The organism is Pseudomonas sp. p21 (assembly GCF_001642705.1).
In the GTDB taxonomy this organism is placed as follows: Bacteria; Pseudomonadota; Gammaproteobacteria; order Pseudomonadales; family Pseudomonadaceae; genus Aquipseudomonas.
Genome location: NZ_LWBV01000002.1, coordinates 120,196 through 137,350, shown reverse-complemented (window position 1 = coordinate 137,350; position 17,155 = coordinate 120,196). Strand labels below are relative to the sequence as shown.

18 protein-coding genes are annotated in these 17,155 nt (G+C 63.9%); 8 read left to right on the top strand and 10 right to left on the bottom strand.

The features are described from left to right. The first annotated feature begins 127 nt into the window (after window positions 1–127). From A4C63_RS05620 to A4C63_RS05600, 5 genes are all read left to right on the top strand, one after another. Complete coding sequence (locus A4C63_RS05620; protein WP_063911854.1) at window positions 128–1,288, top strand: D-alanyl-D-alanine carboxypeptidase family protein; 1,161 nt, start codon at window positions 128–130, stop codon at window positions 1,286–1,288. 73 nt (window positions 1,289–1,361) lie between these two features. Continuing rightward, the gene (locus A4C63_RS05615; RefSeq protein ID WP_003249736.1) at window positions 1,362–1,637 is read left to right on the top strand and encodes a DUF493 domain-containing protein; all 276 of its coding nucleotides are present in this window, start codon (window positions 1,362–1,364) and stop codon (window positions 1,635–1,637) included. Continuing rightward, entirely contained in the window at window positions 1,637–2,284 is a 648-nt protein-coding gene (lipB, locus tag A4C63_RS05610) for a lipoyl(octanoyl) transferase LipB (RefSeq protein WP_063911853.1), read from the top strand. Before A4C63_RS05615 ends, lipB begins: the two co-directional genes overlap by 1 nt. A gap of 2 nt (window positions 2,285–2,286) precedes the next feature. After that, complete coding sequence (lipA, locus tag A4C63_RS05605; protein ID WP_063911852.1) at window positions 2,287–3,303, top strand: lipoyl synthase; 1,017 nt, start codon at window positions 2,287–2,289, stop codon at window positions 3,301–3,303. An 87-nt stretch (window positions 3,304–3,390) separates the two neighbouring features. Beyond that, entirely contained in the window at window positions 3,391–4,329 is a 939-nt protein-coding gene (locus A4C63_RS05600; RefSeq protein WP_063911851.1) for an LD-carboxypeptidase, read from the top strand. 120 nt (window positions 4,330–4,449) lie between these two features. On the opposite strand, the gene A4C63_RS05595 is transcribed toward A4C63_RS05600, so the two are convergent. The 5 genes from A4C63_RS05595 to leuS form a co-directional block, all read right to left on the bottom strand. After that, window positions 4,450–5,763 carry a lytic murein transglycosylase gene (locus A4C63_RS05595; RefSeq protein WP_063911850.1) on the bottom strand — a complete coding sequence of 438 codons (1,314 nt, stop codon included), beginning with the start codon at window positions 5,761–5,763 and terminating at the stop codon, window positions 4,450–4,452. A 60-nt stretch (window positions 5,764–5,823) separates the two neighbouring features. Beyond that, the gene (arfA, locus tag A4C63_RS05590; RefSeq protein ID WP_025340762.1) at window positions 5,824–5,988 is read right to left on the bottom strand and encodes an alternative ribosome rescue factor ArfA; all 165 of its coding nucleotides are present in this window, start codon (window positions 5,986–5,988) and stop codon (window positions 5,824–5,826) included. A 200-nt stretch (window positions 5,989–6,188) separates the two neighbouring features. Beyond that, entirely contained in the window at window positions 6,189–7,226 is a 1,038-nt protein-coding gene (holA, locus tag A4C63_RS05585) for a DNA polymerase III subunit delta (protein ID WP_063911849.1), read from the bottom strand. A gap of 39 nt (window positions 7,227–7,265) precedes the next feature. Further along, a complete protein-coding gene (gene lptE, locus A4C63_RS05580; protein ID WP_063911848.1) occupies window positions 7,266–7,871 on the bottom strand; it encodes an LPS assembly lipoprotein LptE in 606 nt (201 codons plus the stop codon). A 61-nt stretch (window positions 7,872–7,932) separates the two neighbouring features. Then, a complete protein-coding gene (gene leuS, locus A4C63_RS05575; RefSeq protein ID WP_063911847.1) occupies window positions 7,933–10,539 on the bottom strand; it encodes a leucine--tRNA ligase in 2,607 nt (868 codons plus the stop codon). 227 nt (window positions 10,540–10,766) lie between these two features. Between leuS and A4C63_RS05570 the strand changes: the two genes are divergently transcribed. After that, entirely contained in the window at window positions 10,767–11,081 is a 315-nt protein-coding gene (locus tag A4C63_RS05570) for a hypothetical protein (RefSeq protein WP_063911846.1), read from the top strand. A 136-nt stretch (window positions 11,082–11,217) separates the two neighbouring features. Further along, window positions 11,218–11,979 (top strand): YdcF family protein, encoded by a 762-nt coding sequence (locus tag A4C63_RS05565; protein ID WP_063911845.1) that lies wholly within the window; start codon window positions 11,218–11,220, stop codon window positions 11,977–11,979. Between the two features lie 129 nt (window positions 11,980–12,108). On the opposite strand, the gene lnt is transcribed toward A4C63_RS05565, so the two are convergent. Genes lnt through A4C63_RS05545 form a run of 4 tightly spaced genes read right to left on the bottom strand, consistent with a single transcriptional unit; the run spans window position 12,109 to window position 15,964 of the window. Continuing rightward, the gene (lnt, locus tag A4C63_RS05560; protein WP_063911844.1) at window positions 12,109–13,626 is read right to left on the bottom strand and encodes an apolipoprotein N-acyltransferase; all 1,518 of its coding nucleotides are present in this window, start codon (window positions 13,624–13,626) and stop codon (window positions 12,109–12,111) included. An 8-nt stretch (window positions 13,627–13,634) separates the two neighbouring features. Next, window positions 13,635–14,474 carry an HlyC/CorC family transporter gene (locus A4C63_RS05555; protein WP_003257584.1) on the bottom strand — a complete coding sequence of 280 codons (840 nt, stop codon included), beginning with the start codon at window positions 14,472–14,474 and terminating at the stop codon, window positions 13,635–13,637. 25 nt (window positions 14,475–14,499) lie between these two features. Further along, window positions 14,500–14,973: an rRNA maturation RNase YbeY gene (gene ybeY / locus A4C63_RS05550; RefSeq protein WP_015271932.1), complete on the bottom strand. Its 474-nt coding sequence runs from the start codon at window positions 14,971–14,973 to the stop codon at window positions 14,500–14,502. Beyond that, complete coding sequence (locus A4C63_RS05545; protein ID WP_063911843.1) at window positions 14,966–15,964, bottom strand: PhoH family protein; 999 nt, start codon at window positions 15,962–15,964, stop codon at window positions 14,966–14,968. Before A4C63_RS05545 ends, ybeY begins: the two co-directional genes overlap by 8 nt. A 250-nt stretch (window positions 15,965–16,214) precedes the next feature. Between A4C63_RS05545 and A4C63_RS05540 the strand changes: the two genes are divergently transcribed. Beyond that, complete coding sequence (locus tag A4C63_RS05540; RefSeq protein WP_063911842.1) at window positions 16,215–16,541, top strand: DUF1820 family protein; 327 nt, start codon at window positions 16,215–16,217, stop codon at window positions 16,539–16,541. Between the two features lie 3 nt (window positions 16,542–16,544). Here A4C63_RS05540 and A4C63_RS05535 read toward each other — a convergent pair whose 3' ends face one another. Further along, window positions 16,545–17,090: a tetratricopeptide repeat protein gene (locus tag A4C63_RS05535; RefSeq protein WP_063911841.1), complete on the bottom strand. Its 546-nt coding sequence runs from the start codon at window positions 17,088–17,090 to the stop codon at window positions 16,545–16,547. Window positions 17,091–17,155 lie beyond the last annotated feature (65 nt).

Sequence of the window (17,155 nt, the reverse complement as noted above, 5' to 3'; positions counted from 1 at the left end):
TTGCCCGCAGCGACATAAAGCCGCACGTTGCGAGCCTGGCCTACGGCCACAAAAACTAGACTGACTGGCGCTGGGCACATGATCTTGCCCAGGGAACATCAGACCATTAGCGATTTTCGAGAGACGGATGAACATCACCAACCTTGCCAAACGACTTTGCCTGCCCGTACTGCTGATGATCACGCCTGCCGCCTTCGCGGCTGAGCAGATGACGCCGGCTCCACCGCAACTGGCAGCCAAGTCCTACGTACTCATGGACGCGTCCAGCGGCAACGTGCTTGTCGAGAACAACGGTGACGAGCGCCTGCCGCCGGCCAGCCTGACCAAGCTGATGACCGCCTACATCGCCACCCTGGACATCCGCCGTGGCCAGATCGGTGAAAACGACCCGGTTACCGTCAGCGAAAACGCCTGGCGCACCGGCGGTTCGCGCATGTTCATCAAGGTGGGCAGCCAGGTGACCGTCAGCGACCTGCTGCACGGCATCATCATCCAGTCCGGCAACGACGCCTCGGTCGCCCTGGCCGAGCACATCGCCGGCAGCGAAGATGCCTTCGCCGACATGATGAACAAGACCGCTGCCGACCTGGGCATGTCCAACAGCCACTTCATGAACCCGACCGGCCTGCCGAACCCTGAGCACTATTCGTCGGCCCACGACATGGCTACCCTGGCCCGTGCGATCATCAACGTCGACCCGGCCCACTACGCCATCTACTCGCAGAAAGAGTTCTTCTGGAACAACATCAAGCAGCCCAACCGCAACCTGCTGCTGTGGCGTGACAAGACCGTCGACGGCCTGAAGACCGGCCACACCGACGAAGCCGGCTATTGCATGGTGGCCTCGGCCGTTCGTGATGGCCAGCGCCTGATCGCCGTGGTGTTCGGCACCAACAGCGAGCAGTCGCGTGCTGCCGAGACCCAGAAGCTGCTGACCTATGGCTTCCGCTTCTTCGAAACCCAGACTTTCTACCAGAAGGGCACCGAGCTGACCCAGGCCCCGGTATGGAAGGGCGCCACTGGCCAGATCAAGGCCGGCCTGGCCAACGACCTGACCATGACCATGCCTAAAGGCCAATTGAAGCGCCTGCAAGCTTCGATGACCATGAACCCGCAACTCACCGCGCCAATCGCCAAAGGTGACGTGATCGGCAAGGTGGAAGTCAAACTGGACGAGAAAGTGGTTCACAGCGCCGACCTGATCGCCCTCGATGGTGTCGAGGAAGGTGGTTTCTTCCGCCGTATGTGGGATAGCATCCGTCTATTCTTCTACGGGTTGTTCAACTGATACGTGACCTGCATGCCCCCGCGTATCTTGCGGGGGCGTTGTTGTTGCCACGGCTTACGAGGCCGTTTCCGCCATGAGCGAACCAGACGTCAAGTCGCACAAGATCGAATTCCCCTGCGACGATTACCCGATCAAGGTCATCGGCGACACCGTTGTCGGCTTCAAGGACACGGTGATCGAGATCCTCAGCAAGCACGCGAAGGTTGACCTTTCCACCCTGGCCGAGCGCCAGAGCAAGGAAGGCAAGTACACCACCGTGCAATTGCACATCGTTGCCGAAAGCGAGAACCAGCTGCACGATATCAATAGCGCCCTGCGCGCTACCGGCATCGTGAAAATGGTGCTCTGATGTCCGTCTGCCTCGGTTTTCGCGAGCTTGGCCTGCAGCCCTACGAACCGGTGCTGGAGGCCATGCGTCGCTTCACCGAGCAGCGCAGCCCGGACAGCCAGGATGAAATCTGGCTGGTCGAGCACCCTGCGGTCTTCACCCAGGGCCAGGCCGGCAAGGCCGAGCACCTGCTGGTGCCGGGTGACATCCCGGTGGTGCAGACCGACCGCGGTGGCCAGGTGACCTACCATGGCCCCGGGCAGCTGGTGGCCTACCTGCTGCTGGATGTGCGCCGGCTGGGCTTTGGTGTGCGTGAGCTGGTCAGCCGTATCGAGCAGACCCTCATCGACCTGCTCGCCAGTTACGATGTCCAGGCCGCGGCCAAGCCCGATGCCCCGGGCGTCTATGTCGACGGAGCGAAAATCGCCTCCCTCGGCCTGCGAATCCGCAACGGCCGTTCGTTCCACGGCCTTGCCCTGAACGTGGACATGGACCTTGCGCCATTCCGCCGAATCAACCCCTGCGGCTATGCGGGGCTGGCGATGACCCAGCTGCGCGACCTGGCAGGTCCGATCGAACTCGACGAGGTCAGGACAAGGCTGCGCGGACAGCTGGTCAAGCACCTCGACTACGCTGAGCAGACGACCCTCACGGGCGGAATCGACTGAATATGACAACTGTGCAAGAAGCCGTGCCGAACCTGATACCTACCCAGGAAGCCACCCCGCGCCCAGCGCCGAAGAAGGTGGAAGCCGGGGTCAAGCTGCGTGGTGCCGAAAAGGTGGCGCGCATCCCGGTGAAGATCATCCCTACCGACGAGCTGCCGAAAAAGCCCGACTGGATTCGCGTGCGTATCCCGGTGTCGCCCGAGGTAGACCGCATCAAGCAGCTGCTGCGCAAGCACAAGCTGCACAGCGTATGCGAAGAGGCGTCTTGCCCGAACCTGGGCGAGTGCTTCTCCGGCGGTACCGCCACCTTCATGATCATGGGTGACATCTGCACCCGTCGTTGCCCGTTCTGCGACGTTGGCCATGGCCGGCCGAAACCGCTGGACCTGGACGAGCCGAAGAACCTGGCCATCGCCATCGCCGACCTGCGCCTGAAGTACGTGGTAATCACCTCGGTGGACCGCGACGACCTGCGTGACGGTGGTGCCCAGCACTTCGCCGACTGCATCCGCGAAATCCGCGCGCTGTCGCCAGGCGTGCAGCTGGAAACCCTGGTACCGGACTACCGTGGGCGCATGGATATTGCCCTGGAGATCACCGCGCAAGAGCCGCCGGATGTGTTCAACCACAACCTCGAGACCGTACCGCGCCTGTACAAGGCTGCGCGCCCGGGTTCGGATTACGACTGGTCGCTGGACCTGCTGCAGAAGTTCAAGCAGCTGGTGCCGCACGTACCGACCAAATCGGGCCTGATGCTCGGCCTGGGCGAGACCGACGAGGAAGTGATCGAGGTGATGCACCGTATGCGCGAGCATGACATCGACATGCTCACCCTCGGCCAGTACCTGCAGCCGTCGCGCAGCCACCTGCCGGTGCAGCGTTTCGTCCACCCGGATACCTTCGCCTGGTTCGCCGAGGAAGGTTACAAGATGGGCTTCAAGAACGTCGCTTCCGGCCCGCTGGTGCGTTCTTCGTACCACGCTGACCAGCAGGCTCACGAAGCCAAGATCAAGCTCTGAGCCAAGACTGGAGCCACGCATGCCGATGCGCGCCGAAGGGCGGCATCGGCATTTTTGTTTGTGCCACACGCGCTGCAAGGAGCCGCGATGAATTGCGCCGAAACCTTCCAACCCAGCCTGCCAGCCGCACTGCCGCGTAATGCCTGTTTTGCCATTGTCGCCCCGGCGGGCGCGGCGCGGCTGGATACGCACAAGGTCAACCAGTGGTTCGTTGATCGAGGTTACAGTTGCCGCATCTACCCGGGGGCCCTTCAGGCCCAGGGCTACCTGGCGGGGCCGGACCAGCAGCGGTTGCAGGACCTGCATGATGCCTTTGCCGACCCGGCCATCGACGCCATTTTGTGCATGCGTGGGGGGTACGGCAGCATGCGCCTGCTCGACCAGCTCGATTTCGAACTGATCCGGCGCAACCCCAAGCCGCTGATCGGTTACAGCGACATCACCGCGCTGCACACGGCGATCTACCGGCATACCGGGCTGGTCACCTTCCATGGAGGGATGCTCAATGCCGACCTGCTGGGGGCCAAGTTGCCGCCGACCGAGGCTTCGTTGCTGGCGCAGCTGGGTGGGCATGTGCGGGCAGGAGAGCAGATCGTGCACCCCGCTGACTTCACCTTGAGCAGCGTGCTGCATGGGGTGGCCAGCGGGCCGCTGTTGGGAGGCAACCTGTCGATGCTAGGCGCGACCCTGGGGACAAATGCCGAGCTGGATACCCAGGGCTGCATCCTGTTCATCGAGGACGTCAACGAGCCGCTGTACCGGGTGGACCGCTTGCTCACCCAGTTGCGCCTGGCGGGCAAGCTGGAGGGGGTGAAGGGTGTGCTGGCGGGGGACTTTGCCGGAATTACCACTGCGGCGCTGACGCCCTTGCTGGAGGATATCTTCGCGCCGCTGGGTGTGCCGGTACTGGCCGGGTGGCGCAGTGGGCATTGTGACCCGAATGTGTGCTTGCCCTTGGGGGCTCGGGTCAGGCTGGACAGTGTTCGGCAGAGGCTGATGCTGGAGCAGGATCTTTTCCAGGCTTGAGATTGTCGGGGCTGCCTTGCAGCCCATCGCGACACAAGGCCGCTCCCACAGGAGAAGTGCTATCGCTTGTGGGAGCGGCCTTGTGTCGCGAAAGGGGCGCAACGCGCCCCCGCAATCTCACTATTTGCGCAGGCTCTCGAGCAGCTTGTGGGTCGGATACCCATCCGCCGGCCATCCCAACCCTTGCTGGGCATTGCGGATCGCCTTGCGGGTATTGGCGCCAATGATGCCATCGGCATTACCAGCTTCGTGCCCGTTGCTGTTCAGCAGGTTCTGCAGCTCCATGCGCTCGCTGCGGCTGAGCGGCAGGTCGTCTTTCGGCCAGCTGCCGGCAATGAAGCCCCAGCCCGTAAAGCGATCACCCAGCAGGCTTACCGCCAGCGCGTAGGACGACGAGTTGTTGTACTTGAGGATGGCGCGGAAGTTGTCCAGTACCAGGAACGCCGGGCCACGCGCGCCAGCTGGCAGCAGCAGGGCGGCAGACAGCTGGTTGCTACCTGCGGGCAGCTGGGTACCGGCAGGCAGTTTCACGCCCATTGCCAGCCACTCGCTCACCGGCTTGCGCAGCGCACCATCGGCCTGCCAGTAATCGAAGCCAGTTGGCACCTGTACCTCGAAGCCCCACGGCTGGCCACGTTTCCAGCCCGAGCTTTGCAGGTAGTGCGCGGTCGAGGCCAGGGCGTCTGCTGTGCTGTTCCAGATGTCTCGGCGGCCATCGCCGTCGAAGTCCACGGCATGGGTGTTGTAGGTGGTCGGAATGAACTGGGTCTGGCCCATGGCGCCGGCCCACGAGCCGCGCATGGCCTCAGGCTGGATATCGCCATGCTGGATGATCTGCAGCGCGGCGATCAGCTGGTCATGGGCGAACTGCGGACGGCGGCCTTCATAGGCCAGGGTCGCCAGCGAGCGGATCACCGACTTGTTGCCTTGGAACTGGCCGAAGTTGCTTTCCATGCCCCATATCGCGACCAGCACCTGGCGATCGACGCCATAGCGTTGCTCGATGCTGGTCAGCAGACCGGCGTTCTGCTCCAGTAGTTTCTTGCCGTTGCGCACACGCAGGGGCGACAGGGCACCTTCGAGGTATTCCCATACCGGGCGGGTGAACTCCGGCTGGCTGCGATCGGCCTTGATCACGTCCATGTCAGGGGTGATGCCGAGGAAGGCGCGGTCGAAGGTGTCCTGCGAAATGCCGGCTTGCAGGGCTTGCTGGCGGAAGCCGGCCTGCCATTGCGCGAAGGTTTGCAGAGGCTGGATTTCAGTGCTGCTGTCAGGCGTTGTGCCGGGCAGGGTCACCACCGGGGCGGGCTGGGCGGGGGCCAGCGGCAGGGCATCGGCGGCGGTGGGCTTTTCTGCGCAGGCCACGAGCAGGATGAAACTGGAGGCCGCGATCAGCTGACGGGTTTTCCAGCGGGGGAGAAGACTGAGAAGCATGCACAGATCCAGAATTGCAGGTCAGGTGACGACCATACCATGCCTGCGCTTTCGATGCTTTCATGCTGCCAAAAAGTAGGAAGCCTCCCAATCTCTCGATTGGAAGGCTTCGCGGCGGTAGCTGCCTTTGCCCTTGTTCGGTCGTTCCTGGCGGCAGCGGAACAGCGGCTGGGCGATGATCGACTTGGCCTTGTTGGGGCCGTGCTTTTTCGGCTTCTTGCTCATGGCGGGGTTCCCGGGTTGGGTGGGTTCGGGCGCACTGTAGGGCTTGGGGCAGGGTGGGGCCAATTGATTGTGTTTATGGTCGAGATGTTGGGGGCATTGCAGCCCTGTGGGAGCGGGCGTGCCCGCGAACACCGGCGAAGCCGGTGCCATCCACTGCGTCGCCTGATTCGCGGGCATGCCCGCTCCCACAGCGGCCCCAATTACTCGGCGGGTAGCGCCAGGCGCTGGCCGGCCATCAGCAGCGACAAGCGCGCCAGGCCAGTCCAGGGCGAACCCTCGGCCTGGCCCTTGATCTGTGCATCGATACGCTGGGCATCTTGCAGCAACTGCGCCCAGCGCTGCGCCGAGAGGCGCTGCAGGGCCTTGCTGACCAGTGGCCTGCGTTTGTCCCAGACCGGCGGGCGGGCCTGGCTGAAGGCCTTGTCCAGCGGTACGCCCTGGCTGAACTGCTGGGCCAGCCAGGCCAACTGACGCAACTCACGGGCCAGGGCCCAGAGGATCACCGGTGGCTCCACGCCTTCACCGCGCAAGCCATCGAGCATGCGCAGGGCATGCGCGGCCTCGCCATTGAGAATGGCATCTACCAGGCCGAAGACATCGAAGCGGGCGCTATCGGCGACAGCGGCCTGCACGGTCTCCACGGTGATCTGGTTGCCCTCGGCGAGCAGCTTGAGCTTTTCGATTTCCTGCGCTGCAGCCAGCAGGTTGCCTTCCACACGTGCGGCGATCAGGTCGACGGCGTCTCGCTGTGCCGACAGGCCGGCCTGCTGCAGGCGCTGATTGATCCACTGCGGCAGCTGGTGCACATCCACCGGCCAGATCTGGATGAACTGGCAGTGGGCACCTTCGATCAGGGCCTTGCCCCACTTGGTCTTCTGCGCGCTGCCGTCGAGCTTGGGCAGGCTGACCAGCAGCAGGGTGTCTTCGGCGGGGTTGGCGCAGTATTCCATCAGCGCCGCAGCGCCTTTGTCACCGGGCTTGCCCGAGGGCAGGCGCAATTCCAGCAGGCGGCGCTGGGCGAACAGGGACAGGCTGGCGCCGGCCTGGAGCAGGGTGCCCCAGTCGAAGTTGGCGTCGGCACTGAATACCTGGCGTTCGTCAAAGCCCTGCTGGCGTGCGGCGTTGCGGATGGCGTCGGCGGCTTCCTGGCACAGCAGCGGGTCGTCGCCGCTGACCACGTAGACTGGTGCCAGGGCGCCTTGCAGGTGCTTGTTGAGTTGGGCGGGGGCGAGCTTCATGGGGGACAGGCGGGGTACCCGAAGGTACCCCGCTCGGGCTTAGTTGCCCGGTACTTCCAGTGGTGACTGCTGAGGCGTTTCGGCCTGCTGGCGGCGTGCGGCCTCCAGCGCAGCGGCTTCGGCCTTGGCACGCTCGTCGGCTTGACGTTGCAGCTCGTCCAGCTGGGCCGGGGTCAGCATCTGCAGGCGAACGACCATGGCGTTGACCAGGTCGCGACGCATTTCTTCACGGGCGCGGTTGGCCTCCTGCTCGGAGCCGGTGATGTTCGAGCCGTCACGCACGTAGATCTTGCGTACTTCCAGCTTGTCGCTCATCAGTTCCAGGTTGTTCAGGCCCTGGATGCTGTAGTTCAGCACGGTGGTCAGCTCGTACTCGGCGGTACGGTTGCCACTGTTGTAGGTCGCCGAGCGCTCGCGCTCCTGCTCGTTGGTCAGCACCAGACGGTACGGTGCGCCAGCGTGTACGTTGACGCCGCTACGCTTCAGTACTTCACGCAGCTGAAGCACGGTCGGGCCGTAGGCGTTGCGTGCGCTGACGTCCATTTCCTTCACGCTCAGCTCGGTGGCGCCGGTGCCGCGCAGCTGGAAACCGCAGGCGCTGAGCATGACCGCCAGGCCGATTACCAGCAAATTGCGTTTGATCATGTTGTTGCTCCCTTGTGGGCCTGTTCCGCCCGCCCGCAGTGGCTGCGGGCGGGCGTTGCCATCAGTTGGCGACGATGTTGACCAGCTTGCCCGGTACCACGATGACCTTGCGGATGGTCAGGCCATCGATGAAGCGCAGGACGTTCTCGTTGCTGCGCGCGGCGGCTTCGATTTCTTCGCGGCTGGCGGCGGCCGGCATTTCGACCTGGCCACGCAGCTTGCCGTTGACCTGCACCACCAGGGTGACGGTGTCCTGTACCAGGGCTGCCTCGTCGACGGCTGGCCAGCTGGCGTCGATGACGGCCTGCTGGTGGCCCAGCTGTTGCCACAGCTCGTGGGAGATGTGCGGGGTGATCGGTGCCAGCAGCAGGGTGACGGCCTCGAGGCCTTCCTGCAGCAGGGCACGGTCCTGTTCGGTGGCCTGCGGGGCCTTTTCCAGCACGTTCATCACGGTCATCACCTGGGCGATGGCGGTGTTGAACTTGTGGAACTGGCCGACGTCGGTGCTGGCCTGTTTGATGGCAGCGTGGATGGCGCGGCGGATGACCTTCTGCGCGTCGTCCAGGGCGGCGACATCCAGCTTGCCTGGCAGGCCTTGGGCCACGTGGGCCTGGGCCAGGCGCCAGACGCGGCGCAGGAAGCGGCTGGCACCTTCGACGCCGGAGTCGGACCATTCCAGGCTCATGTCGGGCGGCGAGGCGAACATCATGAACAGGCGGCAGGTGTCGGCGCCGTACTGGTCGATCATCGATTGCGGGTCGACGCCGTTGTTCTTCGACTTCGACATCTTCTCGGTGCCACCGATTTCCACCGGCAGGCCGTCGGTCTTCAGGCGGGCGCCAATGATCTTGGCCTTGGCATCGCGCTCGACCTCGACATCGGCCGGGTTGAACCAGTCCTTGCCGCCGTTGCTGGCCACACGGTAGTAGGTCTCGGCGACCACCATGCCCTGGGTCAGCAGGTTCTTGAACGGCTCGTTCGAGGTAACCAGGCCTTCGTCACGCATCAGCTTGTGGAAGAAGCGCGCGTACAACAGGTGCAGGATGGCGTGTTCGATACCGCCGATGTACTGGTCGACCGGCAGCCAGTGGTTGGCCGCTTTCGGGTCGACCATGCCACCTTCGTAGTTCGGCGAGGCGTAGCGGGCGAAGTACCAGGACGACTCGACGAAGGTGTCCATGGTGTCGGTTTCGCGCTTGGCCGCGGTGCCGCATTTCGGGCAGCTGCACTCGTAGAATTCAGGCATGCGCGCCAGCGGCGAACCGGCACCGTCCGGCACCACGTTCTCCGGCAGGGTGACCGGCAACTGGTCTTCCGGCACCGGTACGTCGCCGCAGGACGGGCAGTGGATGATCGGGATCGGGCAGCCCCAGTAGCGCTGGCGGCTGATGCCCCAGTCGCGCAGGCGGAATTGGGTACGCGATTTGCCCAGCTCCTTGCGGATCAGGGCGGCTTCGATGGCGTCGAAGGCACCGGCGAAGTCCAGGCCGTCGAACTCGCCGGAGTTGATCAGCTGGCCGTGCTCGCCATAGGCGGCCAGCCACTCGCTGCCGACTTCATCGCCAGCGCTGGTGCGCACCACGGCCTTGACCGGCAGGTTGTACTTGTGGGCGAACTCGAAGTCGCGCTCGTCGTGGGCGGGCACGGCCATTACGGCGCCATCACCGTAGTGCATCAGCACGTAGTTGGCGACCCAGACCGGCAGCTTCTCGCCGGTCAGCGGGTGCTCGACCAGCAGGGAAGTGGCCATGCCCTTCTTCTCCTGGGTGGCCATGTCGGCTTCGGCAACGCTGCCGCTCTTGCACTCGTCGATGAACGCCTGCAGCGCCGGGTTGCCCTGGGCGGCCTGGGTGGCCAGCGGGTGTTCGGCGGCGACGGCGACGTAGGTGGCGCCCATCAGCGTGTCTGGACGGGTGGTGAAGACCTTGAGGGTGCCTTCGTGGCCGATGCTGGCGAGGTCGTACGGGAACTGCACTTCCATGCCGCGCGACTTGCCGATCCAGTTGCGCTGCATGGTCTTGACCTGCTCAGGCCAGCCTGGCAGCTCGTCGAGGCTTTCCAGCAGCTCGTCGGCGTAGTCGGTAATGCGGAAGTAGTACATCGGGATTTCGCGCTTCTCGATCAGCGCGCCCGAACGCCAGCCACGGCCGTCGATGACCTGCTCGTTGGCCAGTACGGTCTGGTCCGCCGGGTCCCAGTTCACGGTACCGTTCTTGCGGTAGATGATGCCTTTTTCGAACAGGCGGGTGAACAGCCACTGCTCCCAACGGTAGTAGTCGGGCTTGCAGGTGGTGACTTCACGTGCCCAGTCGATGGCCAGGCCCAGGCTCTTGAGCTGGGTCTTCATGTAGTCGATGTTTTCGTACGTCCACTTGGCCGGGGCGACGTTGTTCTTCATCGCCGCGTTTTCCGCGGGCATGCCGAAAGCGTCCCAGCCCATCGGCTGCAGGACGTTCTTGCCCAGCATGCGCTGGTAGCGGGCAATCACGTCACCGATGGTGTAGTTGCGCACGTGGCCCATGTGTAGCTTGCCGCTCGGGTACGGGAACATCGACAGGCAGTAGTAGGTGTCCTTGCCTGGCTGTTCGGTAACAGCGAACGATTGTTGCTCGTCCCAGAAGTTCTGGGCGGCGGCTTCGATATCACGGGGCGTGTATTGTTCGTGCATGGCTACTTTTTGCTGAGAGAGAAGAGACCTTGTTCCAGGCAGCGGAACCTCGCTGCGTCCGGCACTCCGGTGTCGTTTAGAGTGAACGCCGTAGCATACAGCAGCGCCGCGCATCGTGGGAAACCTTCGTTGCGAATGCCCGCTGGTCGCGGCACACGGCTGCTTTTTGCAACGACGCTAAGCTCAGGTGTGAGGGGAGATATTCTTATCTTCAATGAGGTGAACGGATGGGAGAGACGCAGCTACCCGCAATCAAACCGGAGCTATACGAACGCCTGATCGACCGGCTTGGCCTGGCGCTGGAAGTAGCCAGGACCTCGGTGCGATTGCGCGACGAGATGCCAGCCGAGCTGGAGTTGCGTGGCCTGAGCCACGCAGAGTTCGAACTGATCAAGGCCTACCTGGATTCCCTCCCGGAGCGCCACAACGCCTGTGTCGGCAGTTACCCACAAGCGGAGCCGACATCGGCCAAGATCATCTGGCTCAAGGACAAGAAACGCCCCGCCAGCACGGCGAGATCCAGGACGCTGCCACATCGCTAGTCGTTCAGGACGCCAGGCGCAGGCTATCGCGCGCCGGTTCTTCAAAATTTGCACAGCTCACGATCGGCGCCGGCCGCACCCTTGTTGACCGGCGTCGATCCTTCTAGGCTGCACGCCTGCCAAGGAGGTGTGGCCAATGCCGATCCGATTCTTCTTCAAACAATGGCTGATGCCGCCAGGTGTCCTGTTCCTGCTGCTGCTTGTGGCGTGGTGGCTGCGCCGCCGCCGGCCCAGGCTGGCAGCGCTGTGCTTTGCCGTGGGCCTTGGTGGCCTGTGGTTGATGAGCCTGCCGCTGGTGGTGCAGGAAACCGCCCGTGTGCTGGAGACCGAAGCGCCGCTGTCGGTAAGCGATTGGGCCGGTCTGGCAAGCCGGGCGGACGCCATCGTGGTGCTGGGCGCGGGGCGTGAGCGGGGAGACCCGGCCTGGGGTGGCAGCGACCAGCCCACGGTCACAGCATTGGAGCGCATGCGCTTTGCCGCGCGGCTGGCCAAGGCTTCGGGCTTGCCGGTGCTGACCAGCGGCGGGTTGCACTATGGCACGCCGCCGAGCGAGGCGCGGTTGATGGCCGATCGACTGCATGAAGATTTCGGTGTCGAGGTGAAGTGGCGGGAAGAGGGCAGCCGCACGACCTGGGAGAATGCCCGCCTTACGGCCAAGGTGCTGCAGCCGTTGGGGATTCGCCGGGTGGTCGTGGTGACCCAGGCCTGGCACATGCAGCGCTCACGCTGGAGCTTCGAGCAGGCGGGGTTCGAGGTGGTGCCGGCGCCGGTCGGGTTCCTCGGGCGCGATCATGCGCGGCCGTTTGGCGGTTTGCTGCCGGAGAGCCGGGCGATGTGGCAGAGCGGGCAGTTGCTCAATGAAGTGGCGGGGTTGGTGGGGTATCGGCTGCTTTATTGAGCCTTGTGTTGCCTGTACCGGCCTCTTCGCGGGTAAACCCGCTCCCACAGGATTCCCGCAGGCGTCGAGAATGGTGGAGGACCTGTGGGAGCGGGTTTACCCGCGAAGAGGCCGGTACAGGCGGCATCATCAGACGGTCTTGGCAATGCGTCCGGCCAGCACCGCCCAACCCAGCAGCAGCGCACAGACAATCGCCAGCGGCCACGAACGCCATTGCAGGTAAGGCGTCAGGTTCTGCATCGGCACCACCTCACCATACAGCACCGCCTGCTGGAACTGCGGCACCTGCGTGGTAATGCGGCCAAACGGGTCGATCAGCGCAGTCACGCCATTGTTGGTGGCGCGGATCATCCAGCGCCCGGCTTCCAGCGCGCGCATCTGCGCCATCTGCAGGTGCTGCAACGGGCCGATCGAGGTGCCGAACCAGGTGTCGTTGCTGATGGTCAGCAGCAGGTCGCTGCGGGCCGCCAGGCCAGCGGCGAATTCGGGGTAGACCACTTCGTAGCAGATGTAGGGCGCAATCTGGTAGCCCTTGGCCTGCAGCAGCGGCTGGTCTTCCGGCCCGCGAGCGAAGTCCGACATGGGCAGGTTGAAGAACTCGATAGCGCCACGCAGCATGTCCTGTAGCGGCACATACTCGCCAAACGGCACCAGCTTCTGCTTGAGGTAGGTGCCATCGCCTTCACCGGTAACGGTGATGCCGTTGTAGTAGCGGCGCTGGTGGTGCACCACTTCACGCACGGGCACGCCGGTGATCAGCGCCGAATGCCGCTCGGCGGCGAACCGGCCCATCACGTCGATATAGCCCTGGGCCTGGTCCTTGAGCACCGGCACCGCGGTTTCCGGCCACACCAGCAGGTCTACCGGCCTGGAGCTGAAGCTCAGGTCACGGTACAGCGCCAGTTGTGCGTCGATGTGCGCCGGGTCCCATTTCAGGTCCTGCGCGACGTTACCCTGGATGGCTGCCACTTTCAGTGGGTCGCCCGCCGGCTTGGTCCAGGCATGGCCCTTGAGCACCAGGCCCAGCACCCACGGGGCCAGCAACAGCAGGCAGCCCACCGCCAGGAACGAGGGGCGGGCGCGCAGGCGGTGCAGGTTGCACAGCAGGGCTGCGGTCAGGGCCAGGGCGAAGGAAATCAGCCACACGCCGCCCAGCGGTGCCAGGCCGGCCAGCGGGCCGTCCAGCTGGCTGTAGCCGGCGTAGAGCCAGGGGAAACCGGTCAGGAACCAGCCGCGGAAGGCCTCTTGCAGCAGCCACAGGGCGGCGAAGCACAGGGCGTCGGCCAGCGGTGCTTCGGTGCGCCGCAACCAGCGGGCCCACAGCCAGGTGGGCAGGGCGAAGAACCAGGCCAGGGCGGCGAAGAACGCCAGCAGCAGCAGGATTGCCAGCAGCGGCGAGGCGCCGCCGTAGGTGTTCATGCTGACGTAGATCCACCAGGTGCCAGCGCCGTACAGGCCGAAGCCGAACCACCAGCCACGCCACATGGCCTGGCGCGGGCTGAGCTCGCGCAGGCCAAGGTAGAGCAGGGCGATGGACAACACGGCCAATGGCCAGATGTCGAACGGCGCCAGGGCCAGGAGAGTGGAGGCGCCGGCCGCCAGGGCCAGCAGGTTACCGGGCCAGCCGGGGCGGGTGATCCAACGCATGTTTGTCCTTAACGGGTGATCGGTGTCAGGCGCAGCAAGTGTATCCGCCGGCTGTCGGCATTGAGAATACGGAACTTGTAAGGGCCGATCTCGGTAGTTTCGTTGCGCTTGGGCAGGTGACCGAAGGCGCTCATCACCAGGCCGCCGACTGTGTCGAACTCGTCATCGGAGAATTCGCTGTCGAAGAACTCGTTGAAGTTCTCGATCGGGGTAAGCGCCTTGACCAGGAAGTCACCGCTGGGCAGCGGCTTGATGTAGCTGTCTTCCTCGACGTCGTGCTCGTCCTCGATGTCGCCGACGATCTGCTCCAGCACGTCCTCGATGGTGACCAGGCCGGCTACGCCGCCGTACTCGTCGATTACGATGGCCATGTGGTTATGGTTGGCGCGGAACTCGCGCAGCAGCACGTTCAGGCGCTTGGACTCGGGCACGAACGTGGCCGGGCGCAGCAGGTCCTTGATGTTGAAGCTGTCGCCGTTCTCCTTGAGGATCAGCGGCAGCAGGTCTTTGGCGAGCAGGATCCCGAGCACATCGTCGTGGCTTTCGCCGATCACCGGGTAGCGCGAGTGCGCGGCGTCGATCACCGCCGGCAGGAACTCGCGCGGCGACTGGCTGGCCTTGATGCTGATCATCTGCGAACGCGGCACCATGATGTCGCGAACCTGCAGGTCGGCCACCTGGATGGCGCCTTCGACGATGGTCAGCGCTTCGCTGTCCAACAGTTTGTTCTGATGGGCTTCGCGCAGCAGCTCCAGGAGTTGCTGGCGGTTTTTCGGCTCATGGGCAAAAGCCTGGGTCAGTTTACCCAGCCAGGACTTCTGCCCGTTGCTCGATCGATCTTCGCTCATGGCGGTTCTCGTGATCCTTCGTGTATCAGTGTGTGATGGTGTCGGTTTCATCGTCGGCGTACGGGTCGGGGTGACCCAGTTCTGCCAGCAATTCCCGTTCCAGGCCTTCCATTTCCTCGGCTTCCTCATCCTCGATGTGGTCGTAGCCGAGCAGGTGCAGGCAACCGTGGATGACCAGGTGCGCCCAGTGCGCTTCCAGCGATTTGCCTTGCTCGGCCGCTTCGCGCTCGACCACCGGTACGCAGATCACCAGGTCGCCCAGCAGCGGGATATCGAGCAGGTCATCGGGTACGTCGGCCGGGAACGACAGCACATTGGTTGCGTAGTCCTTGTGCCGGTAGGTGTGGTTCAGCTCGCGGCCTTCGGCTTCGTCGACCAGGCGAATGGTCATTTCCGAGTCGGCGCTGCGCTGGCGCAGGGCCAGTTCGCACCAGCGGCGGAAGGCGGTGTCATCCGGGGCGGCAGCATCCGTGGCCCGTTGAATATCGAGTTCAAGCATCTTTGCCGGGCGCCTCGGGCTTGGCCTGGCGGGCATCGAAGCGGTCGTAGGCCTCGACAATGCGCTGCACCAGTGGGTGACGAACCACATCTTTGGGTTGGAAATGGGTAAAACTGATCCCCGGAACGTCCCTCAGCACTTCGATGACGTGCGCCAGGCCCGACTTGGTGCCACGGGGCAGGTCGACCTGGGTGATGTCACCGGTGATGACCGCGGTGGAGCCGAAGCCGATACGGGTGAGGAACATTTTCATCTGTTCCAGCGTGGTGTTCTGGCTTTCGTCGAGGATGATGAAGCTGTTGTTCAGGGTGCGGCCACGCATGTAGGCCAGCGGAGCGATCTCGATCACCTGGCGCTCGATCAGCTTGGCCACGTGTTCGAAGCCGAGCATTTCGTACAGGGCGTCGTACAGCGGGCGCAGGTATGGGTCGATCTTCTGGGCCAGGTCGCCGGGCAGAAAGCCGAGTTTTTCGCCCGCCTCGACCGCCGGGCGCACCAGCAGGATACGGCGCACCTGTTCGCGCTCCAGCGCGTCCACGGCGCAGGCCACGGCCAGGTAGGTCTTGCCGGTACCGGCCGGGCCGATGCCGAAGTTGATGTCGTTGGCCAGGATTTCCTTGACGTAGCGTTGCTGGTTGACCCCGCGCGGGCGGATGTTGCCCTTGCGCGTGCGCAGCGACACGCTGACCTCGTTGACGGCCGGGTTGTCGATGTTCTCGACGGTCGATTCCTGCAGGTACAGGTGCACGGTTTCCGGCGACAGATCGCTGGCCTTGGTCTCGCGGTAGAGACGGCGCAGCAGCTGTTCGGCAGCGGAGGTGGTCTTGGGTTCGCCGATCAGCTCGAACTGATTGCCGCGGTTGCGGATCTCGATGGCCAGGCGCTGTTCGATCAGGCGCAGGTGCTCGTCGAACTGGCCGCACAAGTTGGCGAAACGGTGGGCCTCGAAAGGTTCGAGGATGAAACGATGGGGTTCTATGGGTGCGTTCAAGGTCGTTTTTAGCCGCTCGACGGCAATGGATGTGAACTCAAGAATAACCCTTGAATGGCAGTGGCGAAAGCACTGAAACGTTCAACGGTATGTACTGCCTGTTTCGGCCTCTTCGCGGGCAAACCCGCTCCCACAGGGATTGCACTGTTCCTGAGGGCTGCGCAGAACCTGTGGGAGCGGGCTTGCCCGCGAAGGGGCCGGTACAGGTATGATGCCCGCCTTTTCTTACGCATGTGTTATCCCGACAAACATGAGCAAACGCGAGCCTGCCATCTATAAAGTGATCTTCCTCAACCAGGGGCAGGTCTTCGAGATGTATGCCAAGCAGATCTACCAGAGCGACCTGTGGGGCTTCCTGGAAATCGAGGAGTTCGTGTTCGGCGAGCGCTCGCAGTTGCTGGTGGACCCGAGCGAGGAGAAGCTCAAGAGCCAGTTCGAGGGGGTGATCCGCAGCTTCGTGCCGATGCACTCGATCGTGCGCATCGACGAGGTGGAGCGCCTGGGCACGGCCAAGATCAGCGAAGCCAAGGGCGGCGGCAACGTGATGCCGTTCCCCATGCCGATGCCGGAAAAGTAACCCTCAGGGGAGTGGCGAGAAGGGCGTGCGCCCTTCGGCGTTCTGCAGCTCCAGCAGGTACTTGCGGAAGATCTGGCCGAGCACCTGGGTGGCATGCTCAAGCTCGTCGCGGGGCATTTGCTCGGTCACTTCGTCGGCCATGTCCAGCGCATCTTCGGCGCCGTTGACCGCGGCCATCTTCAGCAGGATGTAGGCCTGCACGTTGTTGGCCTTGACCCCTTCGCCACGGAAGAACATGGCGCCCAGGCGGTACTGCGCCTCGGCATGGCCTTGCAGCGAGGCCTTTTCGAACCAGTTCAGGGCTTTGTTCAGGTTTTTCGGTGTTTGCGTGTAGTAGTACTCGCCCAGTTCGAATTGCGCCTGGGCATCCCCCGTCGTTGCCGTCTGCTCACAAGCCTTGAGGGCGTTTGCCAGGTCTTCAGGCTGGACATTCAAGGTGCAGCGGCCCGTCGCCGGAATCAGCAACGAGTTACCGCCCTCCGCCAGGGCCAGCAGGGGCTGAAGAAGCAACAGGCAGCCCAGGGTCAGGGCGCGGCCGGTGCGGTTCATGGGGATCGACTTACCTCTGCAAAGCTGCGGCCAATGTCTCTGGTGGCACATTATGGGATAAGCAG